Origin of the sequence: Streptomyces sp. NBC_01481 (assembly GCF_026339995.1) — a bacterium.
Lineage (GTDB): Bacteria > Actinomycetota > Actinomycetes > Streptomycetales > Streptomycetaceae > Streptomyces.
On the sequence record NZ_JAPEPT010000004.1, the window covers coordinates 418,493 to 440,976 of the forward strand.

Here is a 22,484-nt window from a genome sequence, read left to right on the forward strand (position 1 = left end):
AGCGGCTGCTGTGTGGTCGTCTGGACGTCAGAGCTCGGTGTTGATGATCGCCTCGATCAGGACTTTGCCCTCCGACGTCATGTTGATCTCCTTGGCCCGGTCGTTCACCGCAGTCAGGCCGCGTTCCTCCAGTGAACGAAAAATGTGCCGCCACGGCTCGTCCAGCAGGGACCGTCCGCTGAAACGCCGCTGGTGAAGCTCGTCTCGCAGCGGCTGTAGGGACGACAGCGCCATCTTGATCGACCTGGCCTCTTGGGCGTCTTCGGAGAACCGCGTTGCTGACTCCAGCGGAAGTCGGCCGGACTCCAACGCGGCTGAGTACGTCTTCGGGTTCACATCGGTGATCGCCTCCGACGTCTGGCAACTGGAACTACCACCCAGTCCGATCGCGACCTCGGCTTCCTGCTTGTCTTGGTCGACCATGATGGACTTCCACTTTTCCGGGCCGAGGCCGTCTCGCGCAAAGTACATGGTGGGGTGCTCACGGAAGCCTCCGCGGGTCAGGCCCTCGGTGAGGACCTCGCGCATCTGGTACTGCTCCCCGAGGGACGGCCAGCGATGGCCGGTTTCGGCCAGCTTGCTCCGGTAGGCGGGCAGTTGCCAGGCCGCAGGCTTCTCCCCGGACACTCCGGTTCTGGTGTCGCTGAAGGACTTCAGATGCAGCTTGGCGCACACCACGGCCGTCAGATCGTGCTCAGCGACGATGTCGAGGTCCCTGCGGACGCTGTCGACGCTCTGGTCAAGCAGCCCGTACATGAGGTCGATGCTGATCCACTCGAAGCCGACGCGTTGTGCGTTGCGAATGAAGTCCACACACATCTGCGCGGTGTGCTCGCGGCCACACTGCTGGAGCACCAGGTCGTCGAACGACTGCACCCCGCTGGACAGTTTGGTGCAGCCCAGTTCGGCGAGCAGTTCCAATTTCTCGACGGTGAAGGTGCTCGGATCCCCCTCGAAGCGGATGGCCGTGTCCGGCGTGAAGTTGAAGTTCTCGCGATAGAAGGTGATCAATCGGCTGATGGCGCGCGGTGGGAGCAACGATGGAGTGCCGCCGAAGACGTTGAACTCGCCGATCGGCGCTGACCCCAGATGGGGTACCTCACGCAGCCACATTTCAGCTTCACGGATGTTCCAGTCGACCCATTGGCTGGCCATGCGTTCGGTAGCATCCGGCCTTCCCTTGATCAACACCACTGGGTACTGGCAGAACCGGCACCGGTACGCGCAGGTGGGGATGTATGACCACAGGTGGATAGGCGCAGTCGAGGCGAGTTGCCGGTCGAGATCGGTCAAGAAGTCCGACGGTGAATAGTCCGGGATGTTGCCAGGGAACACGTGGGCGCCGAACGGATCCTCCGTCACGTATTCGAGCAGGTGTCGATTCGCTGGGGCAGCCAGCACCTCGAGCACCGAAGGCACCGGATATCGCGGATCAACCTCATACAGAGAGGCCACAGCCTGTCCATTGCTCAGGCTCATCAGAACACCCCTCCATTTCCGAAGTAGTTGTGTGCCTCGCCGGATTCCCTGTCCTCGCAGAAGTACCCGACAAACTCGGAGAACCGCTCGGGCGGCACCTCGCGCAGGCAAGCCGGCAGCGGTGGTGGATAGCCGATGTCCTCACCCACAGTGGCGCGCAGCCTGGCGAACAGCTCGTCGGCGAACTCGAAGTACAACCGGTAGGACGGTGTCTTGTAGGAGTGGATCGGGGCGAAGTCGATCAGCCGCATTTCGTCTTTGATCTCCGCGATCCGGTGACCGAGCCGATGGGCGAGAGAGGGTCCGAAGAACTGGATGACTGCGTCGTTGTCGAGAAGGGAAGGGGTAAGCATTACGGGGAGGATGGTGTTCTTCGGCGTGAAGTCTTTGACCGAGAAGTCCCACGCTTGTTGCGCTTCGTCCTCAGTGAGATCTCCCTCGCGGTCCAGGGTTGGGTCCTGTACGCGGATGTCCCGCATGACGATGATCCCGTCGGAACCGTATGCCCGACCGGTGATCACCTCATCGATGGCGTGGTTGACCCTCCGGGGATTAATTTGAACTCGAGACGTGGGAACATAGGTGATCTCCTCCCCGGAGTTGCGAACCCGAATCCCGAAGTCCCAGTCGTCGGAAAGGTGGTTCACGAAACGCCCGTCCTGCAGCTGGTAGGCGATCTCGATGCCGCCGACCTTCTCGTAGGCGTCTCTGTCGACCGCAAATCCCTTGCCGTCCGGGAAACCACCGAACAGCCCGAACGTCACGGCTCGGCAGCGGAGCGTGCGCTGGATAGCTGTCCACAGTCGTGGTCGGCGGGTGAAGTGCTCTGCGGCGTAGTAGTAGTTGCAGACACCGATGGCGGCCTTGCTCGACTCCATCGCGGCGAACAGCTCCCACAACCAATACTCGTCCACCTGGCAGTCAGCGTCGGCCGAGACGAGGTAGAACCTCTCATCGGCGGCGCGGCGCCCGCGTCTTCTGCTGCGTACCGACGCGAAGTCCATGCCCTTCTTCCGTGCGCAGGCGACACCCTGCTCGTGTTCCGGGACGACGTGGATCGCCAGATCGGGGTGGTCGGCGGCGAATCGGCGCGCGATCTTCACTGTGTCGTCGGTGGAGTTGTTGTCCACCACCACAATCTCGTACAGCGTCTTGTCGAGCGGTCCATCTGCACCACGCTGTCCGTGGAGTGAGCTCAGCACGGCAGGCAGATTGTCCGCTTCGTTGTAGACCGGCAGTACGACGCTGAGCCGTGTCCGCTCGTCCATCGGGGCAGGGAGCAGCTCGGCCAGCACCTGATCGACACGGGAGGTATCGAACTGGCCCTTGCCGAGCCGGTAGTTGAACTCCGCCGTTTCCTCGCTCCGCTGCTCGTCCAGTACCAACTCGGCCACACTGTCAACAAATGACTGAGTGGGCAGATCATTTGTGGTGAGTTCCATGACCGGGGCGCGGAAGCCCTTGTCGCCGTACACCGTGTCGTACAGTGCGTAGCGACTGGTGATGTAGGGGACGCGTGAGGCGATCGCCTCCCCAATCGGGTTCCCATAGCTTTCGTAGTCATAGGAGGTGAGGAACGACATCACGTTGGCGTGGGCGAGCAAGTCCCGCACCGAGTATCCGCGCCCGGACGGACATCCGACATGGGTTTCGTGCGGCGCGAGCCAGCCGCCGAAAACGACCCGATCGCGCACTCCGAGCGTCTCGGCGAGACGGATGAGCTTCGCGTGCTCCTCCGGCGATTCTGAGGTGTCGCCGGCAACGAAGAGATAGGCGTCCGCGAGGTCCGCGAGCTTGGCCACCAGGTGTATGTCCCGGTCGATCCGCTTCTGCGGGATGATCCTGGTACAACGGGCGATGAGCACAGCATCCTCTGGGATTCCGTGTTCGCGGCGAAAACCGGCGTTGTACTGGTCAACGACTGCTGGCACGTGCGTGAAGCTGTTGGGGAAGACACCGATGTTCTGCAAGCCCGGAGTCCACTCAAGAGTCTTGCGCCGCGCCTCCTCGTGCGGCACGACATAGTAGATGTGTGGTGAGTTCACAGGAGCCACAGTGCGCGAGTACGGAAATTCACCGTACTTCTTGATTCCCGGTTCGCTCTGCCACATCAGATCGTGGTCCCGCCACAGTACGAAGCGGCCCAGCTTATTCCGCCGCCCGTAGTGCTCGATGGCTCGGTAGAGCGCCTTCGTGTACACGATGTTCTCCGGCAGAGTGCCGTTTTCGACCATCACGAAGGACACGTCGAGGCGTTGCCAGTGCTCCACGATCCGCTGACCCAGCGCCTCGGCGACGGCGTCCACCCGCGGCAGCAGTTGCTCGCCCAGGCCCTCCTGAATGTACTCGTTCAGGACGGCGGCAACGAACGATTGGTCGTAGTCCGGGATCTCGTCGATGCCGTCGATCCGGTCGAGTTGAACCCAGTCCGGAAGCAGCAAGGCTTCGTCGGTGTAGGGCCTGAAGAATGAATTCTTGTCAGCCTTGATGTCGTAACCGAGGTCGAGATACGCGCGATAGCCCTGGTTCCGGAACGCTAGCGCGGTCTTCACGAACTCCACCACCACGCCGGAAATCGGAGTGGCGTCGAAGGAGACTCCCCACAGTACGGTCATGGAATCGACGCTCCTGCCCGCTGTCGGACCTTGCGGCTTCCTCGACGCTAACGCGCTCAGCGACCGCTGGCGAGGGCACGTCAATGGCCAGCGAGAGCGATGGCCCCCTGGGCCGGCCCCGTTGCCGTCTCACGGCGGGAGCCCAGCTCATCGGCGACAGGTGCGCCGATGATGCCATTCCGGAGCCCGGCACGAGCCCGGTACGTCGGCACCACGACGATCGTCGGCACGTCGCGGCCGGACCGACGCCTCCTCGGGTGACACCACGGCTGCACGTACCGCCACTTGGGTGGTACGGCGTCCTGAGCCGTCGGTCGGGATGCGCGGTGCTTCCCTCCGGTGGATGGTGGAGTCATGAACCAGCACCACCATCAGTCCCATGGGACGCTCGAGATCGACACCCGGCTTGTCACGACCGGTGCCGTGCTCACCGCAGCCGGAGCCATGGTGGCGTGCGCCGGCATGGCCATGGCGGCCTTCGCCGTGTTCACGGCAGGTCGGCGGATGATTCGCGACATGGACGTGCCCCCGGCCCAGCAGGCGGCCATGAAGTGGCGGCAGGCCAAGGAGGCGTCCCTGGCGGGCATGAGGGCGTGGCAGTCCGCGTCCGACGCCCAGAACGGGTCGCTCGCCCGCTAGCTCCGGCGCAGCCGCTCCGCCCACCGGGTCCCTGGCCCGGTGGGCGGAGCGATGCCTCCGGTCGGGGACTACGTGCCGACCCGGCGGCAACCACAGCCGGCGGCCGGCGGGCGCGACGCCGTGGAAGGTCGCGGGCCACGAGCGCCGGATCGACCGGCTGGTGGATCCCGGCGACCCGGCGCCCGACGAGCTGAAAATCCGTCAGCCGGACCGGGACGCCCTCGACTTCGCGCTGGAGTTCCCTGCCAGACCGGCCGTGACGGGACCGCCCATCCGGTAACCCAGGACTACCCGCTTGGGTGGCCCCGGAGTGCCGGCGTCAGGACGGAGTGCCAGAGTGGAAAAGGGCCGCTCGCAGCAAGGTGGCGGGCATTTGGGCATTCGCTGAGAACACCTGGTGAGACCACGCATCAGGTCCGCATCGCGAGGAGGCAGTGCGCATGCCCGTCGCCACGCCAGGACCGGCGGACGCGTCACCCCAGGATCCACTGACACTTCTCCGGAGCCGCAGTTATCTGGGGCTTCTGGTCATGGCTGCACTGGTCGGAGTGCCGGTGTCAGCGGCGGCGTTCGGCTTCCTCGCGCTGGTCGGCGAGCTCCAGCCGTGGATCTACACCGATCTGCCCGAGGCGCTGGGGTTCGATGGAACGCCGGTGTGGTGGCCGCTGTCGCTGCTTGCCGTCGGGGGACTGCTCACGGGGCTTGCCGTGCAGTACTTGCCGGGACACGGAGGCCATGAACCGTCAGGCGGGTTCAAGAGTGCGGGCGCGCCCCGGCCCATCGAGCTACCCGGGATCTTCTTCGCCGCCCTGGCGACCCTCGCCTTCGGTGCGGTCCTCGGACCGGAATCGCCTCTCCTGGCCCTCGGCGGCGGGCTGGCCGTAGCCGCCGTGCGCCTGTTCAAGCGGGACCTCCCGGAGCGGGCGAGCGCGGTGATGGGAGCGGCGGGCAGCTTCGCGGCCATCAGCTCGCTGCTGGGATCGCCGCTGCTGGGAGCGTTCCTCCTGATGGAGGCATCGGGGCTCGGCGGGCCGATGCTGGGCGTGGTGTTGGTGCCGGGGCTGCTCGCTGCGGGCATAGGTGCGCTCATTTTCGTCGGCCTGGGATCCTGGACGGGCCTTGGCACTTACTCGCTGGCAATCCCGGACGTGCCGAAGGCCACGACCCCGACAGCCGCAGAATTCGGCTGGGCGCTGATCGTCGGGCTGTCAGCCGCCTTCCTGGGCGTGGGAATCCGATGGCTCGCCGTTCGCCTGAAGACGCACGTCGAACGCCGACGCCTACTGGCCACGGTGGTCCTGGGCTTGGTCGTGGCGGGGCTGGCGATCGGCTATGCGGAGAGCACCGGCAAGCCCGCGACGGACGTGTTGTATTCCGGCCAGGTGGCGCTGAATCCTCTTCTCTCGCAAAACGCATCGTATTCGGTGGGCACGCTGTTGCTGCTGGTGCTCTTCAAGGGCCTGGCCTACTGCGTATCGCTCAGCAGTTTCCGGGGAGGCCCCATCTTTCCCGCGATGTTCGTGGGAGCGGCGGGCGGCCTCCTGCTCTCCCACGCCCCGGGGCTGTCCCTCACCGCGGGGTTCGCGATGGGCATCGGAGCGATGAGCGCCGCGATGCTGAGACTTCCGCTGGTCTCCGTCCTGCTCGCCACACTGCTGATCGGGTCACAGGGGCTCACCGTGATGCCGTTGGTGATCGTCGCTGTCGTGGTCTCGTACGTCGCGACTGCCAGGCTCACACCTCCTCCTGACCCGGAGCCGGGTCGGGAGGAAAAGCCGAGTCTGCAGCACCCCTGAAAAACGCGTCCGGAGTATCGCAGGCACGCTCAGGACGCGAGGAATCGCGAATGCCCCTGGAACGGGAAGGCCGAGTCATGGCGGACCCGTGGTGCTCGGCGCGGCACTGCTCGTGGGCGAGGTGCTGGGACTGCCGGTAGGACTTGCGGAAGGGATCGCCGTCGGCGAGGCCGACTGGCTGGGGCGGCCACTGGAGGGACGGGGCGTCGGCCTGGCCTTCACGGGGGGACCGGTGGGGGCTGCTGGAGTTCGGGCAGCCGGGGATTCCCGGTCAGTGGCCGTCGGACGAGGGCGCCGAGTCGCATCACTGGTCCGGTCCCGGGCACTTCCTCTGGCCGGGCGTGTGGCCGGACGTTCCGGTATGCGTGAGGCTCCAGGTGATTCGGTGACGGGGACATCCGGCTCGTCGGAGGATGCCCGTTCCGGGGTCGGCGCTGCCAGTGGGGAGCCGTCGGAGCGCTGGGACAGCAACGATGCCGCGGCCAGGCCGCCGAGCATGGCGAAGGTGGCCGCGGCAAGTGTCCGACCGCCGTACTTCTGCAATCGCGGCGCACGGCGGCGCCGGGCTGACGGCGCATCGGCTGAGGGAGCGGGCGACCAGGAAACGTCGGGGGACTCGAAGGAGCCCGGTCCCTCGATGACGAGGGCATCCAGCGCCGCCAGGTCGGATGCCCGTGCACCGCCGCTCCCGTCGCTCGGCGTTGCCATGTCGGAGTCGTATGCCCCGCACTCTGGGCACGTCACGGCGCCGTTGAGGGCGCGGCGGCAGGGAAGGCAATAGTCCATGGGTTCGACCGCTCAGTACGTGATTCGCAGGACGGAAGGGCAGTCGGCCGACCAGGCTGCGGGGCAGCCGGCGACCGGAAGGCGCCGTTCGGTGTCTTTCGGAAGGACCCTTGGCATGTGCGAACCTCACTCACTCACCGGTCTGCAGGCGGGCACCGGTTACCGAGGTCAACGAGGCTGAGAGAGTCAGCGTTCAATCAGCGGCTGAAACGTGGGCCACGCAACTCCCTTGGAGGTTGTGGCTGGTCACACCAGCGCCATCGATCCGCTGTCCCGTCCGACAGCCACGGCCCACTCCGAGTCAACTGGGCTCACGTCCTGGGGCTGAACGTCCTCTTCGGCGCGGTGATTCTCTTCGCCCCTGTGATGTACGGAGCCGTCTTCGATGGCGGTGTGGACACAGGCATCTGCACAGACCTCTAAAGGACCACGTCAAAGTCTGAGCACTGGCTACCCTTGTGCCCGTCCAACTACGAGGGGTGACGCATGGGCAGCGACGGTCGTCCGCGAGGCGTCGTGGTGGTCATGGGGGTGGCCGGTTGCGGGAAAAGCACGATCGGTCGGCTGCTCGCCGAGAAGCTGGGTGTCTCCTACGCGGAGGCCGATGACTTCCATCCGCCCGACAACATCGCGAAGATGGCCGCGGGAAAGCCTCTCGACGATGATGATCGGCGCCCCTGGCTGACGGCCATCGCGGGCTGGATCCGGGACCGCGGCAGAGCGGGGGAGGGCGGGGTCGTCTCGTGCTCGGCGCTGAAGCGCCGCTACCGGGACATGCTGTGCGAGGCCGGGTCGCCGGTCTGGTTCCTGCATCTGACCGTGGAGCGCGCGCTCGTGGGCGAGCGGGTCGCCGCGCGCAGCGACCACTTCATGCCGGTCTCCCTTGTGGATTCGCAGTTCCAGACGTTGGAGCCGTTGCAGTCCGACGAGCCGGGCGTGGCGGTCGACGCGTCCGCCACGCCCGAGGAAATCGTGCGGGAAGCCGTCGCGCGCCTCAGTCGCGCCGGAACCGTATGAGCCGTGCCGCGACCTGTCGGCGCGCGGCGGTGGCACCTATCTCGGCGTAGATCTCTGCCGCCATTTCCAGAGCCTGCACGACCATGTCAGAGGTGCTGCCGATCGTCTCCCGGCAGCGGCTGATGCCGTCCCATGCCTTCGCCAGCTCCAGTCGGCTGCCCACCTGCCGGGCCGGCTCGAGGACCGAGTTGAAGTCAGCCAGAGCCTCACGACGGTCACCTGCCTTGTCCAGCAGGATGCCCCTGTGATTGAGCACCTCTACGACTCCGAGTTCGTCGCCGACGTCCCTGTAGCCTTCTCCGGCCGTGTCCAGGTGGCGGAGCGCCGTATCCCTGAGTCGGGCGTCCTGTTGGAGCAAGCCGGCATGGAAGAGGGAGACTGCGAGATTCTTGGTGGCGTTGGCGGTGCCGATGCCGTCACCGATGGTGTGGTAGAGCGCCAGCGCCCGCTGGAGCAAGGTTGCGGCGCGGCGGAAGAGGCCTTCGTCGTTGCGCTCGATCCCTACCTCGTTGTGCACGATGCCTTGCTCGTTGAGCGCGTTGGCCTGTCCGAGCTTCTTGTCCTCGGGCGTGATGTGGTGCGGCAGCTCGCCACTGAAGATGAGCTCCGCCTCGCTCAGGGCCTTGAGGGCGTCGTCGTGGAGGCGGCGCAGTCGGTTGATGATGCCCAGGTCGTTGAGGGCCACCGCGAGCGCGGGCCGGTCACCGATGCGCCGGGCTGCGTCCGCCGCCTCAGCGTGTCGTTCGGCCGCCTGGTCCCAGGGCCCGTGGCTGCGCAGCGGGCCGGCCATGGCACTGGTGAGTCGGATGGTCCAGCGGTCCAGACAGTCGCTCCACTCCTTGTCCTCGCGCCGGGCCTCGTCCTCCAGTCGTGCGATGTCGAGGCATGCCAGCAGGTGCGTCCGGTGCCGCTGGTACCACGCCAGAGCCTCAGTTCTCGAGGAGGTGGCGGGAGCGGTCGTGGTGTTTCCTGCGGTCGGTGCGGGGCGCGACGGGGGCTGGTGCGGTTCGACGCGGGGGCGGACGTGGCGGGTCAGCGACGGCTCGGCGCTGGCGGACCTCTCAAGGGCGGTGCGCCAGTAGTGGTCCAGCATGCCGTCGATCGCCTTGTGTGTCGTGGTCGGGCGGACCTTCCCCCTGGCAAAGGGAACGAGCAAGTCGTGCATGGTGTAGCTGACTTCGGCGTGGTGGGCTGAAGGCAGGGCGACGATGTCGAGGAGGGACGCGTCGCACAGGCGCTGGAGGTGGGTGCCTATGCAGGACTCCTTCTTCCTGCCGACGAGCGTAGGTGACAGGCCGGCCAGTGCGGCCGCGGCGCGGACGCTGAAGTCGGATCCGAGTGGATGGAGTCCCAGCAGCCTGAAGACCCGCTGTGTGCTCCTTGGCAGATGCCGGTAGGACGCCTCGAAGAGAGCGGAGACCGCCAAGCTCTCCGAGGAGCAGAGGTCGTCCAGGCCTTGGAGAGGGCTCTCGGCCTGGCTGGTCTCGGCCAGGATCCGGTGGAGGTCGGCGCTGCTGCCGCGCAGTCGCGCAGCGAGGATTCGGATGGCCAGCGGCAGGTGCCCGCACTGCTTGAGCAGACCGGCCAAGGCATCCTGCTCGATGTGGTCGGCATCCTGGCCCGCTGCGTGGCGGAACATGCGCAGGGCGTCGGCTGCCTGCGGCGGCTCCAGGTGCCGCGGGGTGCAGTCCAGGAGGTGGAGCCCTGTCCTGTGACGGGTGGTGACCAGGAGGAGGTGCTTGCCGTCACCGGGTAATACTTGCTGAACGTGGGCGCAGTCCTGGACGTTGTCGAGTACCAGCAGCGTCTGCCGGCCTGACGTCCAGCTGCGCCAGAGTCTGGCCCGTTCGACTTGGCTGGTCGGTATCTGGCTTGCGCTGATTTTGGCCACCTGGCTCAGGAGTGCAGCCAGCGTCTCGGTGGGCGTGGGCCGGGTGTCGGAGTAGCCGCGCAGGTTGAGGAATTCCTTCGGTCCCTGGAAGCGGCCTTTGAGTTCGTGCGCGGCGGTCAGGGCGAGAGCGGTCTTGCCCACACCTGCCATGCCCCACAGCACGACGACAGCTACGCCGTGCCTTTCCCGCTCCAACCGGTCCACTTCTGCGCGGATCGCGGCCAGTTCCTGGCTCCTGCCGGTGAAGACCGAGCGGCTGGGAGGGCACGGCAGAAAGTCGTTCGTGAAGAGGGGCTGGGAGCCGACGCCCCCAGCTTCCGTGCTCTGGTCGTCACCCATTCCCTGGGGCCTTTCTGCAACACGGTAGTTGACCTCCATGTCGCCGTGCTGTACGAGGAACGACGTGCCGGCTTTGTTCGTCTGGGAGTAGCGCGAACCGGGCACTTGGCTCGGATGCGGGCCGCCGTGCTCGGCCCCTGGAGATACGTTCACAGCGGACCACCGCGCCCTGTGGCCGGACCTGACGGCTGTCGGCCGGCGTCCGCTGTGATGTTGCGCCTCTCGCCGGGAATTGCTCCTTGGTTCACCGGTCACCGCCGCGGTCCGCTCCGGCACCGGGGGCGCTTCCCCGCGACTGTGACGGGGACACCTGACTCACGTGGATGCTGCCGCCGCCCTGGACGGCGAAGAGCTGACCGCCATCACGGGCGGTGTTGTTCTGCACCCAACTCTGCTGGCGCTGGGGGAGCTCATGGCACACCTCGTCCACCATCGCTCTCAGGTCGTCTTCGGCCTCGGGGTGCTCGCGCAGGAGCGCTGCCAGTCGCCGCCTCCAGGGCCCGACCAACTCCGTGCGGACGCCGTCTGCATCCTCGTCCTCCTCCACGAGGGCGGCATCACCGCGCAACTGCGCCTCGACGGCCTCCAGCGCGTGGCCGCGGCGATGAAACAGCCGGGCCGCGGCGGCTTGGGCCGACTCCCACGCATTGGTGGCCATCGCCGCGACGATGGTGTGTGCGCCGGCCATCGCCAGGGTCGTCAAGGGATCCGTGTCCAAGGTTTCTCCTTCAATCCGGTTCGGGTCCTCACCGGACGCGTACGCCCGGCGCGTTCACTGGATCTCACCGAGGGATCCGCCGGTGGCGGGGCATCAGTGCACGAGTGATAGCCCCCAGAGGCGCGGAAGCGATCAGCAACAAGGCGGCCTTCATAGTTCGCCGCCCAGTACAGATTCCGTGAGTCCGAGCGCCCGACGCCAGCATCAACTGCCTGGCCCGGATCCAATCCTGTCCTACAAACGCATCATTCCGCCTGAACTGGCCTAGCGCTGGGGTTGAACGCAAGTTGCGCAAGAAAGGCAAATGTCAGTCGAAACCGTCTGCAAGTCGATCCATGTCAGACGAATCCTGATCGCGGACGGGAGTCTCCTCGCCTTCTGGACAGGGCCTGGCCCGGGCGATGAGCAGGGCTACGTCGTCGTGATCTCCCGGGTGGCGCAGGGAGCGCAGAAGCATGTCGCAGGTGTCGTCCAGTGAGCGATCGGGGTCGTCCAGGACTTCGAGGAGAGTGTCCAGACGTGCGTCGATGGGCTGGTCGCGGGTCTCGACCAGCCCATCGGTGTAGAGGACGAGTTGGTCGCCCGACACGACGTCGAGGCGGGTCGTGTGGAAGGGGACGCCACAGCCGCCAAGCGGTGCGCCGGTGGGCAGGTCCAGAAGTTCGCGCTTGCCGTCCGGATGGAGGATGACGGGCGGCAGGTGCCCCGCGAGGGAGACGTGGCACTGCGCGCTGTGCGGGTCGTAGACGGCGTAGACGCAGGTGGCGATGGTGTCCAGGTCCTCGGTGATGTGGTCGAGGTGCTGCAGGACTTGGGCGGGGTCGAGGTCGAGGCCGGCCAGGGTGCGGGTGGCGGTGCGGAGCTGGCCCATGGTGGCGGCGGCGCTGACGCCGCTGCCCATGACGTCTCCGACGACGAGCGCGGTCTTGTCGCCGCCGAGCGCGATCACGTCGAACCAGTCGCCGCCGATCTCGCTGGCTGCCTGGGCTGGCTGGTACCGGGAGGCGACAGCCAGCCCAGGCCGTTGCGGCGGCGGGTGGGGCAGCAGGCTGCGCTGGAGGGTGAGAACGGTGCGGCGTTGTTCCTGCACGGCACGGTGGCGCTCGGTGACATCCACGCTGGAGGTCACCACCCCCAGCACTTTCCCGTTGGGCGCTTCGAGCCGGTGGAAAGAGATCGACCACGCATGCTCGTTCTCCGGGTCGGCTGGGGTGCGGCCGACGGTGTACTGGTCCGAGACCGGGGTGCCCGTAGCCAAAACCTCGCGCATCGTCGCTTCGAAGGACTCGTCCAAGAAGGGCAGCACGTCATGGACGTGCCGGCCCACATGCTCGGCAGCAGGCACGCCGTTCATCCGCTCCTCCGCCGCGTTGACCGAGACGTACCGAAGGTCGGTGTCCAGTACACCCAGTCCGATCGGCGACTGGGACACCAATCGTGCGGACAGTGCCAGATCCCTTTCGACCTGCCGTAGCGTTGCCTGATCCGCGGCCAGGCCCAGGGCGTAGTTGTCCCCCTGGTCGTCCTGCAGACGCATGTTGCGGAACTCCACCAGCCGCGTGCTGCCGTCCTTGTGCCGGACGGGGAAGACGCCGGCCCAGCTACTGCCCTCTTCAATGACCTGGGCGAACACGCCCAGTACGACCTCCATCTGCTCCTCATGGACCAGCAAGTTGCCCGCGTACTGGCCGAGGGCCTCCTCGGCGCTGTAGCCGAACAGGTCCTCGGCCTGCGGGCTCCAGAGATCGATCCTGCCCTCGGCATCGAGTACGACGGCGGCGACGCCCAGCATGTCCAGCAGACCACCTGACGCGACGGAGGCAGACCCAGTCGGTCCCAGGTCGTCCCCGAAGGATCCGGTTGGACTCATCGCAGGCACTCCTTCCGCCCGCCGCCGCACTTTGCTGCCTGCCACGGCTCGGGCCCGCGCGTCGCCCATCGCTCTGGGCTACTCCATGGTCTCCCCGCAGCCGCCGACCACGCACCCTCCAGCCTCCGCTGCCCGGGCTACCCGCTGGGGGAGCAGATTAGTGGGTCCGTAGCCGACGGAGGGCGGCAGGATGCGCTGCCATCAGAGGCTGACCTGGGAAGATGCCCCGCGCGCCTCCACCCTCGGGCGAAGAGGCGGAGCCGTTTTCATAGGTACTGCACCTCCGCTGCGCGCAGGTGCGGCCATGCCGCCAATGCCAACTCTGCGCGGAGAGGTCAGCTGGGCCTGTTGTGCTCAAAGTGCATCACCGGGCAGGCGGCGGCCAGACATGCCGCGAGGTCCGCGCTGTCCGCGGAGTCGGCGGCGGGGAAGACTGCCTGGATTTCCTTGCCGTGCGTGTGCATCGGGCGTACGTGCAACGCGCCGCTGGCCTCGCGGGCGAGGCTGTCGACGATCATCAGGCCTCGACCGCAGTCCCGTCCGGGATCGGCCTTGAGCTGTGGCCGCGGCAGGAAGGGGTGGTCGTCATGCACGGCAAGCGCCAGCGTCGTCCCGGTTCTGGTGAGTGTCACCGTGGTCCTGGCCGACTCCGGGACGGCGTGCCGTGCGGCATTGCCGACCAGCTCGGAGATCACGAGCGAAGCCGTGTGCAACCCGTCCTCGCGCAGCCCCCAGTCCCGCAGGACGCCTGTCGCCCTCTTTCGGGCGACAGGGACCTCCGCGGATACCGCGAGCACGGTGAAGCCGTAGACGCACACAGCATTGCCCGGCTTTGGGCGAGAGGCCGGGACGCGGTGCGTGTGGGTACGGCGCCGTGCCGCGGACGGATTCGAGAGGGTGGTTCGCATGGCGATTCCCGGTGGTTTGCCCGGCAGGGTTACCGGCGGCTGTTGAGTTGCGCCCTCCTGAAGGCGCGGTCTGTGACCAGCGGCCGGCCACGCTGAGTCGACCGCTGCACACGGTCGGTTCCGCGGGAGCGGAGTGGGAGTGCTACCGACCGATGTTCGACATTGCCGAACCCTAATCGGGTTTCGATGATGGGACAAGGGTCAGTTCAGGGCATTTGTCTCCACCGGGCAGCCCAGGCGTCGGCTCCCCCTCGGACAGGAGGGCTCGGGCGCCCTGCTTACGCCCCCGTCGGCGGTCGGCGCGCAGCGTATGTTCCCGCGCCCGCCGCCAGCAGCATCACGCAGCCCGTGAAAATCAGCCCGGCCTCGCGCAGTCCGATCCATGTGGCCATGGCGCCGACACCGACCACCGGCAGGGAGATCCCGGCGTAGGCGACGACGAAGAACGCCGAAATGGTGCCGCCTCGTTGCTGTGCCGGGGCCGCGCCGCTGACCAGGGTGAGTGCCGCGCGAAAGGCCAGTCCCTGGCCGCTGCCGCCGCACAGAGCGCCCAGGACGAGCAGAACCAGGGATTCGGCGATCAGTGACGCCGCCACCAGCATCAGGCCCACGACGAGGATGCCGCACCCCACGGGGAGCGCGAGTCGCGTGCCGATCCGTTGTGTCAGGGACTGCCCGACGGTCGAGGCCAGGAACACGGAGAATGCCAGCCCGCCCGCTACGGCCAGGTTGTGCACACCCAGCGTCTGCGAGGCGAAGCTCGGTGCGACCGCCGTGAACAGCCCGAGGAGCGCGAAGCCGGCGAACGCCGCCACCGCGGCGGGGGCGAAGACACCCTTCACCTCCGGAGGCACCGTGAGCCCCTGCGGCTTCAGAGGCGGCCATCGCTTCGGCTCCGCCACGGTCTCCGGCAGGAACCAGGTGATGCCACTGGCCACAGCCACCAGCCCCAGATGGACCCAGAACGGCAGCATCAGCGGCCACGGCGCGTACTCCGCGAGCAGCCCGGAGAGCAGTGGCCCGCAGCCCAGACCACCCATGTTCGCGGCAGTGGCGGCGAACCCGGCTCGCGCCTTCTTGCCGGGAGGGGCGAGCTCGATGATGGCCGCTGTCGCCGCACCGCTCAGCAGGCCGGCCGCGCCGCCGGACAGCAGTCGCCCCGCGAAGAGCAGAGGCAGACCGCTCTGCAGGAGGAAACATCCCGCACTCGCGGCCGACAAAGCCATGGCGCACAGGAGCACCGGTCTGCGGCCGACCTCGTCGGAGTAGTTCCCCGCCACCAGCAGCACGGTGATGACCGCGACCGCGTATACGGCGAAGACCACGGTCACCATCAGCTCGGAGAACCCGATCTGTTCCTGGTAGAGCCCGTACAGCGGTGTGGGCAGAGTGGTCCCTGCCATCCCGATGGCGAACACCGCGGCCGCAGCCGGATAGCCCGGCCGCCAACCGCCGGCTGCGTTCACTGCTCCCCTGCGAACGATCACGCACGTCACCTTACGAGCGGTGTCACGCCCGCATCGTTACTCACGGCCCGGCAGGCCGGCCGGGAGCGTGGCGGTCATCGTCCGCGGGTTGCTCCGCGCCGCCGGTGTGCGGGTAGGGGGGAAGCTGGATAGGAGTCGTCTTCCTCCTCGTCCAGTGGCGGCAGTTCGACGGTGTAGCGCGGCTGGAGGAACAGTCCCTGATGCTGCGGTGCAGTCGGCGAGCCTGCTGTGTTCTGTATGGGCTGAGCAGGATCGGGGTGGGGAGAGGCAGCAGTCATGTACAACCATCCGGAGTTGAGGGCGGCGCGGACCAAGGCGGAGCTGCCGACCGGTGATGATCGGGATCTGTCTGCTCCGCGTGCGCAAGCCCATTAGATCGCATTGGCGGCGGCAGCGGCGGCCAGGCCGCCGCCCTGCGCAACTCCGCCGGGACCGGCACCGTCTCGGACAACCTCACGGGCGCCCTGACGGAGTTGTTCGGGTCGGTCGCGGTGGCGATCGTCGGCCTTGTCATTCTCGGGATGACCTGCGTGCCCCGCTCCGCCGGACCACGCCGACCGGCATCCCGGTCCTGACGGAAGCTGCGGCCATGATCGCCTCCTACCTCACCGCCGAGCGCGAACTGGGCCGCATCGCGGCGGATGCCGATGTCGGTACGCTCGCTCCCACGCTGATCGGAGCCGTGCACATGCTGTTCGCCGATCGGAAAGGCACTCCGCCGGAGGCTGAAGCCGTCCACAAGGTCGTGACCGCGGTCATCGCCGGGTAACCGGGATTGTCCAGGTTGGCGGCGGCAGCTCCAGTCCGCAGGTGCCCCCACGCCGACAGCGGCGGCACCACCCGCGTGCCCCTCGGGTCTCGCCACGAGTGACGCGCCGGCCGCCTCGGGGGAGACCGGCGCGTCACTGCCGTTCAGGCCTGCTGCTCGCTGATGTTGACCAGCCAGGTGATGCCGAAGCGGTCCGTACACATGCCGAAGACGTCGCCCCACATCTGCTTCTCCAGCGGGACCGATACCGTGCCGTCGCCGGAGAGCTTGGTCCAGTAGCCGCGCAGTTCGTCGGCGTTGTCTCCGCTCAGGCTCACGGAGATGTTGTTGCCGAACTTGTACTCCATCCCGGGTGGGGTGTCGGCGGCCATGAGCGTGAAGCCACTGTCGGTCTCGAGCATGCTGTGCATGATCTTGTCGGCTCCGGCTTCCTTCTGGCCGAAGTCGCCGAACGTGTTCACCGTCAGGGTGCCGCCGAAGATCCCCTTGTAGAACTCCATGGCTTGCCGGGCGTCGCCGTCGAAGGCGATGTACGGGTTGAGGCGAGAGGGCACGGGGTGTTCCTTTCGTGATGGGGCGTCAGTTCTTGCAGATTAGGCCGCGTGCTGCCGGTCATCGGGGCGACTCCCCGGCAAGTGAACGTCGGCCTGCTGCCGCCCCGCCATTCCGCCCGGTCCCCGCCGCCTTCAGTCTCTGGGACTTGGCTCCGTAGGCCGTCCTGAAATGATCAGAAGCGCCGGGTGGGCACGCCGGTCCGGTAAGCGCCCGGGGTCGCGCCCGTCCACCGGCGGAACGCGCGGATGAATGTCGCCGCATCGGCGTAGCCGAGCCGTGCGGCGATCTGGTCGACTCCGAGTCCGCGGGTGGACAGCATCTCGACAGCGCGAGCGTGCCGCGCTTCGTCCACCAGGCGCCGGTAGGACGTGCCTTCCACAGCCAGACGGCGGTGCAGCGTGCGGGTGGAGACGTACAGCTCGGCTGCGGCAACACCCATGTCGGGGATCCCGTCCGGCCACTGCGTGAGCAGTTCCCGTACCCGCGCTGCGAATCCGGTGTCGGCGCGGCGGGCCAGCAGGAGGTCGCACTCGCGTTCGCATACCTGCATTGTGTGCCGGTCCGCCTGTGGCAGCGACTGATCCAGTGCCGCTGCGAGGGTGACGATCGCGTTGCGCGGCGCCCCGAAGGCGATCGGCGTGTCGGCGAACGCCTCGTACGGTGCGGGCTCTTCAGGTTGTGGGAAGCGCAGGTCCAGCCGGAGGGGTGTGAAGGGCCGGCCCACAATGGTGTCCAGGATGGTGCGGATGTTGGCCATTTCCCGCTCGACGAAGAAGTGCCGGACGGGCTGGGGCACAAGCCCGTCGTCCAGGACGAGGCGGACCTCGTCCCTGTCTTCTTGAAGGTGGATCCCGACCATGGCGAAGGTGAGTTCCAGGTAGCGCAGTCCCACAGCCGCCGCTTCGCGCAGCGTCGGGCTGGCGAGGAGTGCGAAGCCCCACACGCTGTACGTGCGCAGCGGAATCCTGCTGCCGACCTCAAGGCCCAGGCCGGGAGTATCGCCCGTGGCGCGGACCAGGTTCTGAGCCACGAGGAGTTCCTGCCAGGCTCGGACATGTGCGGTGTCGTCGGTGAGAGCGTTCCGGTCCACGCCGCTGCCGTCGAGGCAGGCGAGTACGGGCACTCCGTGCTCGACCCCGACGTCGACCATCGCGCGGACGCCAGCGATGCCTCGCTGGAACTGCCGCGGACTGGTGGAGACTTCGGCCGCCGCCGTGTGTCCGGAACGGCCAACAGTATGGCTGCCATTGCCTGAAACCAGCACGACCAATCCCCCTAGCATCGGAAGGGATCGATGCGGCGTATCCCGCCGCAGGCTGCCATTCAGACTATCCGGGACGCGTGTGCGGGCCAGGGCGCGCAGGTGGTATCAGCCATGGTCACCTGGGGCTCGGCGCATCCCACAGCCATCGCGTGTGCAACCGCTGTACTGGAATTTCCGAATCGCGCAGGCGGAGTGATTGATGGACGAATTCAGCACGGTGGAAGCGATACTGGTCGACAATGAGGATCTTGTGCGCCGGGGATTTCGGCAGGCCCTCGGGGAGGCGCCGGACATCACCGTGATCGCCGATACGAGGGTCGGCGAGGTGGCACTGCGAACGGTCGAACTGCGGCAACCGCAGGTCGTACTCGTCGATGCGGAGTACGAATTCATTCAGCAACTCGCCCGGCCGGCCCGGGCGTCAGCGGCTGGAATCACGCCCGGAATCATTGTCCTGACCAGTATTGGCCTTGACAGTCATTTGTTCGGGTCGCTCAAGGCCGGTGCGAGCGGGTTTCTGCTCAAGAGCTCAAGCCAGGAGGAACTCACCTCGGCCGTCCGGGCGGTCGCCCGCGGCGCGGCCTTCATCTGCCCCACGATGACCCGGCGGCTGATCGATCGGTTCGAGATCCTCCCGCCGCCGCACGAGCGCTCTCACGCGGCCGCTCTGGCTGCCCTGAGCGGCCGGGAGAGGCAAGTCCTGTTGGGTATCGCCATGGGCAGGTCCAACCAGGAGATCGCCCTCGATCTGCATGTGTCGCCCGCCACCGTGAAGTCCCACGTCTCGCGCATCCTCGCCAAACTCAAGTTGCCGAACCGGATGCACGCGGCGCTGATGGCTCAGCGGAGCGGCCTCGTCCAGTCGCCCCGGCCTCCTGGGCCTCCCGGCCGTCCCGCAGCCGCGGTCAGGCGGGCTTGGTGAACGCGAGGACCACGTTGTGACCGCCGAAACCGAAGGAGTTGGAGATCGCCGCCGTGACCTCGATGCGCCGCGGACGCTTCGTGACGAGCTCCACCTTCACCTCGGGGTCCTTGTTGTCGAGGTTCCTGGTCGCGGGAATCACGTCGGTGAACACGCTCAGGGCCGTGAAGATGGCCTCGATCGCGCCGGACCCGCCTATGAGATGGCCCGTAGCCGATTTGGTCGCGGTCACAAGGGCATGCGGTCCGATTGATTCCAGCACTGCCGCTGCTTCGATGCGGTCCCCGACGGGCGTACCGGGAGCGTGCGCGTTGACGTGGACGATGTCCTGGGGGCTGAGGTCACTTGCGCGCAAGGCCCGGCGGATGGCCCGGACCTGACCGTCCGTCGAAGGAGCTGTCATGGCGTGCGCGTCGGAGCTCATGCCCGTACCGGCGAGCGTGGCATAGGTGCGCGCGTCGCGGGCTCGTGCGGATTCGGCTCGCTCCAGTACGACGACTCCGGCGCCCTCGGACATGACGAAGCCGTCGCGGGCACTGTCGAACGGCCGCGACGCGGCCTGGGGGTCCTCATGCCGGCTGGACAGGGCTCCCATACGGGCGAAGGCCGCCATGGACAGTCGGCCGATGCACGCCTCGGTGCCGCCGGCGACAACGACATCGGCACGCCCCGCACGCAGTATGGCGAGCCCCATGGCGATTGCCTCCGCTCCGGAGGCGCAGGCGCTGGTCGGCGCGTGGGCGCCGGCGCGGGCGCCCAAGTCCAGACTCACGGCGGCCGCCGAACCGTTGGGCATCAGCATCGTCACAGCGAATGGCGACACGCGGTCGGGCCCCTTGGTCGAGGAGACATCATGCTGCTCGACCAGCGTCTTTCCTCCGCCGAGGCCGGTACCGATCACCACGGCCAGTCGCTCCGGCGCCACTTCGGGTGCGCCGGCGTCGGCCCACGCCTGTCGAGCGGCGACCATGGCCATCTGCTGGCAGCGGTCCATGCGCCGCGCCTCGACCCGGCCCAGCGCCTCGGTCGGTTCCTGACTCAGCCGGCCTGCCAGCCGTACGGGCAGGTCGCGGGCCCATGGTTCGTCCAGCACGGTGATCGGGGATTCACCGGCCAGCAGCGCCGTCCAGGTGGAGTGGACATCGGCGCCCAGGGGTGTGGTCATTCCCAGGCCGGTGACCACAACGCCGGTCGTACCGATGACTGTTCCGTTCGGGAGACCCGGGAGAACGGGGAGATCCGGGAGCTTCGGATAACCCGAGGAGTGGTCGTCAGATGCTTCGTAGGACATCACGGTTCCCTTTCTGAAGCCTTCTGGGGAAATGTTCTCCCTTGGACATGGGCCGTTTGTCGTCCACTGCCCTTGGTCATGACGGTAGCCAGTACGAGGCGCTTTCCGTAACGGTCGACGGACGGAACCGTGAGGGCGACCGAAGGCTGAATTTCTGTCCGTCTTCCGGGCTACTGGACAATGGCCTCCGGTAGGGGAGGGACTCCGTCCGACGGCGAATACCCCATATTCCTCAGGCGACTTAGCATCTCTTCGAGTGCAACGGCAAAGGCAACGCCAATGGCCAAGCCGAACAGGAGGACCACGATGTCAGAGGATGCCCTCACAGACTCCCGACCCGAGCCGACGACCTTGGTCGAGCTCTGCAGGTATCGCGCGTCCAGGGAGCCCGATCGACGGATGTTCGCCTTCCTGGAGAACGGCCTCGACGAGTCCGACTCACTCGGCCTCGCCCAACTCGACGCCCGCGCAAGGGCGATCGCCGCGCGTCTGAGCAGGCAGGCCCCGCCGGGCGCTCGCGCCGTGCTGAGTTTCCCGCCGGGCCTGGACTTCGTGTCCGCCTTCTTCGGGTGCCTGTATGCCGGCCTGATCGCCGTGCCCGCTCCTCCGGTGCTGCGCGTCGGCGTCGATGACCGCTATACGCGCTTCCAGACGATCGTTGACAGCTGCCGGCCGGATCTCCTGCTGTCGAACGGGTCCAGGCTCAGCCGTGTCGAGGCGTTGCTGAAGGACGTGTCCACATCGCACCGGCCGACCTGTGTGGCGACGGACGAGATAGGTGAGGCGGACGCGGATGGCTGGAACGCCCCCCGGATCGGCCCCGATACGGTGGCCTACCTGCAGTACACCTCCGGTACGACCGGTCCGCCTCGGGGCGTTGTGCTCACCCACGGCAACGTCCTGCACAACCTCTCGCTGATCCTGGCCAACGGTTCCAGGGCCACGGACGACCTCGCACGACAGCCGCCCGTCGTGTCCTGGCTGCCCGTGTTCCACGACATGGGACTCATCTCCGGAGTTCTGCAGCCGATCTATGTCGGGTACGACGCCGTGCTGATGCCGCCCACCGCGTTCACTCAGCAGCCGGCCAACTGGCTGCGCGCCATATCGGACCGCGGGGCCGGCATCAGTTCGGCACCCGGTTTCGGGTACGAACTGTGCCTGCGGCGGGTGTCGGAGCAGCAGTTGCGTTACGTCGATCTCAGCGGCTGGCGGATCGCGGTGGTCGGGGACGAGCCGGTGCGTGCAGAGATGATCGACCAGTTCAGCGCCATGCTCGCCCCCTTCGGCTTCCGCCGCGAGGCGTTCTTCCCGAGTTACGGGATCGCCGAGTCCACCGTCATGCTGAGCGGCGGGCCGGTGGAACCCGAACCGGTGATCCGCCGGTTCGACGCGGTGGCGCTGGCGAAAGGCAAGGTGCAGCCGTCCGCGCCCCAGGACGAGGCCCGTCGGCTGGTCGGCCTGGGCCAGTTGCACCCGTCCATGACCATCGCAGTGGTGGATCCAGCCACCGGCGAACCGTGCGCCCCGGACGAGACGGGCGAGATCCTGGCTTCCGGACCGAGTATCGGTACCGCGTACTGGAACGCCCCCGAGGAGACCGCAGGTACGTTCAACGCCGCCGTGCGCGGACACGAGGGCCGCCGGTTCCTGCGCACCGGCAGCCTCGGCTTTCTGGACGGCGGCCAGCTCTTCGTCACCTGCCGGGTGGCCGACCTCATCGTCGTGGAAGGCATGCAGCACTACCCGTACGACATCGAGGCGACCGCGGCAGGAAGCCACGCCGCCATACGGGACGGCTGCTGCTGTGCCTTCGCTGTCGAGGACGGCGGACGCACGCGCCTCGTGGTCCTGGCCGAGATCAACAGTCGATTCCGCCTGGCGGCGGGCCATGCCCCGGACACCCCGCCAGGTGCCCGCGCGATCGTGGGGGCGGATGAGGTCGAAGAAGCCGTCCGGGAGGCCGTGTTCGCAGGCCACGGCCTCCGGGCCGACGACGTTCTCCTCCTCAAGGCCGGTTCGCTGCCCTTCACCACCAGCGGCAAGCTGCAGCGCGCCCAGTGCCGGTCCAGGTACCGGGCGCGGGTGTTCGACACGGTCTGAATTCGCTCCGTGCAGGGAGGCCGCGCATATTGCCC

Annotated in this window: 15 protein-coding genes and 1 pseudogene; 6 read left to right on the top strand and 10 right to left on the bottom strand. The window is 67.3% G+C overall.

The window, feature by feature from the left end; genetic code table 11:
• Positions 1 to 27: 27 nt before the first annotated feature.
• Together OOK40_RS23655 and OOK40_RS23660 are read right to left on the bottom strand one after the other, a co-directional pair.
• Positions 28 to 1,479, bottom strand: a complete 1,452-nt coding sequence (locus tag OOK40_RS23655; RefSeq protein ID WP_266485414.1) for a radical SAM protein — start codon at positions 1,477 to 1,479, stop codon at positions 28 to 30.
• Positions 1,479 to 4,094, bottom strand: coding sequence for a glycosyltransferase (locus OOK40_RS23660; RefSeq protein ID WP_266485416.1), 2,616 nt, complete (start codon positions 4,092 to 4,094; stop codon positions 1,479 to 1,481). The genes OOK40_RS23655 and OOK40_RS23660 overlap by 1 nt, the downstream gene beginning before the upstream one ends.
• 354 nt (positions 4,095 to 4,448) lie before the next feature.
• On the opposite strand from OOK40_RS23660, the gene OOK40_RS23665 reads away from it, so the two are divergent.
• The 3 genes from OOK40_RS23665 (at position 4,449) to OOK40_RS23675 (ending at position 8,332) form a co-directional block, all read left to right on the top strand.
• Positions 4,449 to 4,733, top strand: a complete 285-nt coding sequence (locus OOK40_RS23665) for a hypothetical protein (protein ID WP_266485419.1) — start codon at positions 4,449 to 4,451, stop codon at positions 4,731 to 4,733.
• Between the two features lie 440 nt (positions 4,734 to 5,173).
• Positions 5,174 to 6,529, top strand: a complete 1,356-nt coding sequence (locus OOK40_RS23670; protein ID WP_266485422.1) for a chloride channel protein — start codon at positions 5,174 to 5,176, stop codon at positions 6,527 to 6,529.
• A gap of 1,272 nt (positions 6,530 to 7,801) precedes the next feature.
• Positions 7,802 to 8,332 carry a gluconokinase gene (locus OOK40_RS23675; RefSeq protein WP_266485425.1) on the top strand — a complete coding sequence of 177 codons (531 nt, stop codon included), beginning with the start codon at positions 7,802 to 7,804 and terminating at the stop codon, positions 8,330 to 8,332.
• On the opposite strand, the gene OOK40_RS23680 is transcribed toward OOK40_RS23675, so the two are convergent.
• The 5 genes from OOK40_RS23680 to OOK40_RS23700 form a co-directional block, all read right to left on the bottom strand.
• Positions 8,310 to 10,715 carry a tetratricopeptide repeat protein gene (locus OOK40_RS23680; RefSeq protein WP_266485428.1) on the bottom strand — a complete coding sequence of 802 codons (2,406 nt, stop codon included), beginning with the start codon at positions 10,713 to 10,715 and terminating at the stop codon, positions 8,310 to 8,312. The genes OOK40_RS23675 and OOK40_RS23680 overlap by 23 nt on opposite strands.
• A 91-nt stretch (positions 10,716 to 10,806) precedes the next feature.
• On the bottom strand, positions 10,807 to 11,280 hold the full coding sequence (locus OOK40_RS23685) for a hypothetical protein (RefSeq protein ID WP_266485430.1): 474 nt from the start codon (positions 11,278 to 11,280) through the stop codon (positions 10,807 to 10,809).
• A gap of 307 nt (positions 11,281 to 11,587) precedes the next feature.
• Positions 11,588 to 13,150 carry a SpoIIE family protein phosphatase gene (locus OOK40_RS23690; RefSeq protein WP_266485432.1) on the bottom strand — a complete coding sequence of 521 codons (1,563 nt, stop codon included), beginning with the start codon at positions 13,148 to 13,150 and terminating at the stop codon, positions 11,588 to 11,590.
• 335 nt (positions 13,151 to 13,485) lie between these two features.
• On the bottom strand, positions 13,486 to 14,058 hold the full coding sequence (locus OOK40_RS23695) for an ATP-binding protein (protein WP_266485434.1): 573 nt from the start codon (positions 14,056 to 14,058) through the stop codon (positions 13,486 to 13,488).
• Between the two features lie 278 nt (positions 14,059 to 14,336).
• Entirely contained in the window at positions 14,337 to 15,545 is a 1,209-nt protein-coding gene (locus OOK40_RS23700) for an MFS transporter (RefSeq protein ID WP_266485437.1), read from the bottom strand.
• Between the two features lie 401 nt (positions 15,546 to 15,946).
• Between OOK40_RS23700 and OOK40_RS23705 the strand changes: the two are divergent.
• A pseudogene (locus OOK40_RS23705) lies at positions 15,947 to 16,314 on the top strand (TetR/AcrR family transcriptional regulator); the annotation flags it as partial.
• Positions 16,315 to 16,457: 143 nt separating this feature from the next.
• Here the strand turns inward: OOK40_RS23705 and OOK40_RS23710 are convergent.
• Both OOK40_RS23710 and OOK40_RS23715 read right to left on the bottom strand, forming a co-directional pair.
• Positions 16,458 to 16,868: a VOC family protein gene (locus OOK40_RS23710; protein ID WP_266485439.1), complete on the bottom strand. Its 411-nt coding sequence runs from the start codon at positions 16,866 to 16,868 to the stop codon at positions 16,458 to 16,460.
• Between the two features lie 173 nt (positions 16,869 to 17,041).
• Positions 17,042 to 18,019, bottom strand: coding sequence for an AraC family transcriptional regulator (locus tag OOK40_RS23715; RefSeq protein ID WP_266485441.1), 978 nt, complete (start codon positions 18,017 to 18,019; stop codon positions 17,042 to 17,044).
• 313 nt (positions 18,020 to 18,332) lie between these two features.
• On the opposite strand from OOK40_RS23715, the gene OOK40_RS23720 reads away from it, so the two are divergent.
• On the top strand, positions 18,333 to 19,055 hold the full coding sequence (locus tag OOK40_RS23720; protein WP_266485443.1) for a response regulator transcription factor: 723 nt from the start codon (positions 18,333 to 18,335) through the stop codon (positions 19,053 to 19,055).
• Here OOK40_RS23720 and OOK40_RS23725 read toward each other — a convergent pair.
• Positions 19,039 to 20,346 carry a beta-ketoacyl synthase gene (locus tag OOK40_RS23725; RefSeq protein ID WP_266485445.1) on the bottom strand — a complete coding sequence of 436 codons (1,308 nt, stop codon included), beginning with the start codon at positions 20,344 to 20,346 and terminating at the stop codon, positions 19,039 to 19,041. The genes OOK40_RS23720 and OOK40_RS23725 overlap by 17 nt on opposite strands.
• A gap of 306 nt (positions 20,347 to 20,652) precedes the next feature.
• Here OOK40_RS23725 and OOK40_RS23730 point away from each other — a divergent pair, with 306 nt between their 5' ends.
• Complete coding sequence (locus tag OOK40_RS23730; RefSeq protein ID WP_266485447.1) at positions 20,653 to 22,449, top strand: fatty acyl-AMP ligase; 1,797 nt, start codon at positions 20,653 to 20,655, stop codon at positions 22,447 to 22,449.
• Positions 22,450 to 22,484 lie beyond the last annotated feature (35 nt).

Bases quoted from the DNA above. Each gene is read 5' to 3' on its own strand.
- OOK40_RS23655 (WP_266485414.1), bottom strand. From the start codon at position 1,479: ATGAGCCTGAGCAATGGACAGGCTGTGGCCTCTCTGTATGAGGTTGAT.
- OOK40_RS23660 (WP_266485416.1), bottom strand. From the start codon at position 4,094: ATGACCGTACTGTGGGGAGTCTCCTTCGACGCCACTCCGATTTCCGGC.
- OOK40_RS23665 (WP_266485419.1), top strand. From the start codon at position 4,449: ATGAACCAGCACCACCATCAGTCCCATGGGACGCTCGAGATCGACACC.
- OOK40_RS23670 (WP_266485422.1), top strand. From the start codon at position 5,174: ATGCCCGTCGCCACGCCAGGACCGGCGGACGCGTCACCCCAGGATCCA.
- OOK40_RS23675 (WP_266485425.1), top strand. From the start codon at position 7,802: ATGGGCAGCGACGGTCGTCCGCGAGGCGTCGTGGTGGTCATGGGGGTG.
- OOK40_RS23690 (WP_266485432.1), bottom strand. From the start codon at position 13,150: ATGAGTCCAACCGGATCCTTCGGGGACGACCTGGGACCGACTGGGTCT.
- OOK40_RS23695 (WP_266485434.1), bottom strand. From the start codon at position 14,058: ATGCGAACCACCCTCTCGAATCCGTCCGCGGCACGGCGCCGTACCCAC.
- OOK40_RS23715 (WP_266485441.1), bottom strand. From the start codon at position 18,019: ATGGTCGACGTCGGGGTCGAGCACGGAGTGCCCGTACTCGCCTGCCTC.
- OOK40_RS23720 (WP_266485443.1), top strand. From the start codon at position 18,333: ATGGACGAATTCAGCACGGTGGAAGCGATACTGGTCGACAATGAGGAT.
- OOK40_RS23725 (WP_266485445.1), bottom strand. From the start codon at position 20,346: ATGTCCTACGAAGCATCTGACGACCACTCCTCGGGTTATCCGAAGCTC.
- OOK40_RS23730 (WP_266485447.1), top strand. From the start codon at position 20,653: ATGTCAGAGGATGCCCTCACAGACTCCCGACCCGAGCCGACGACCTTG.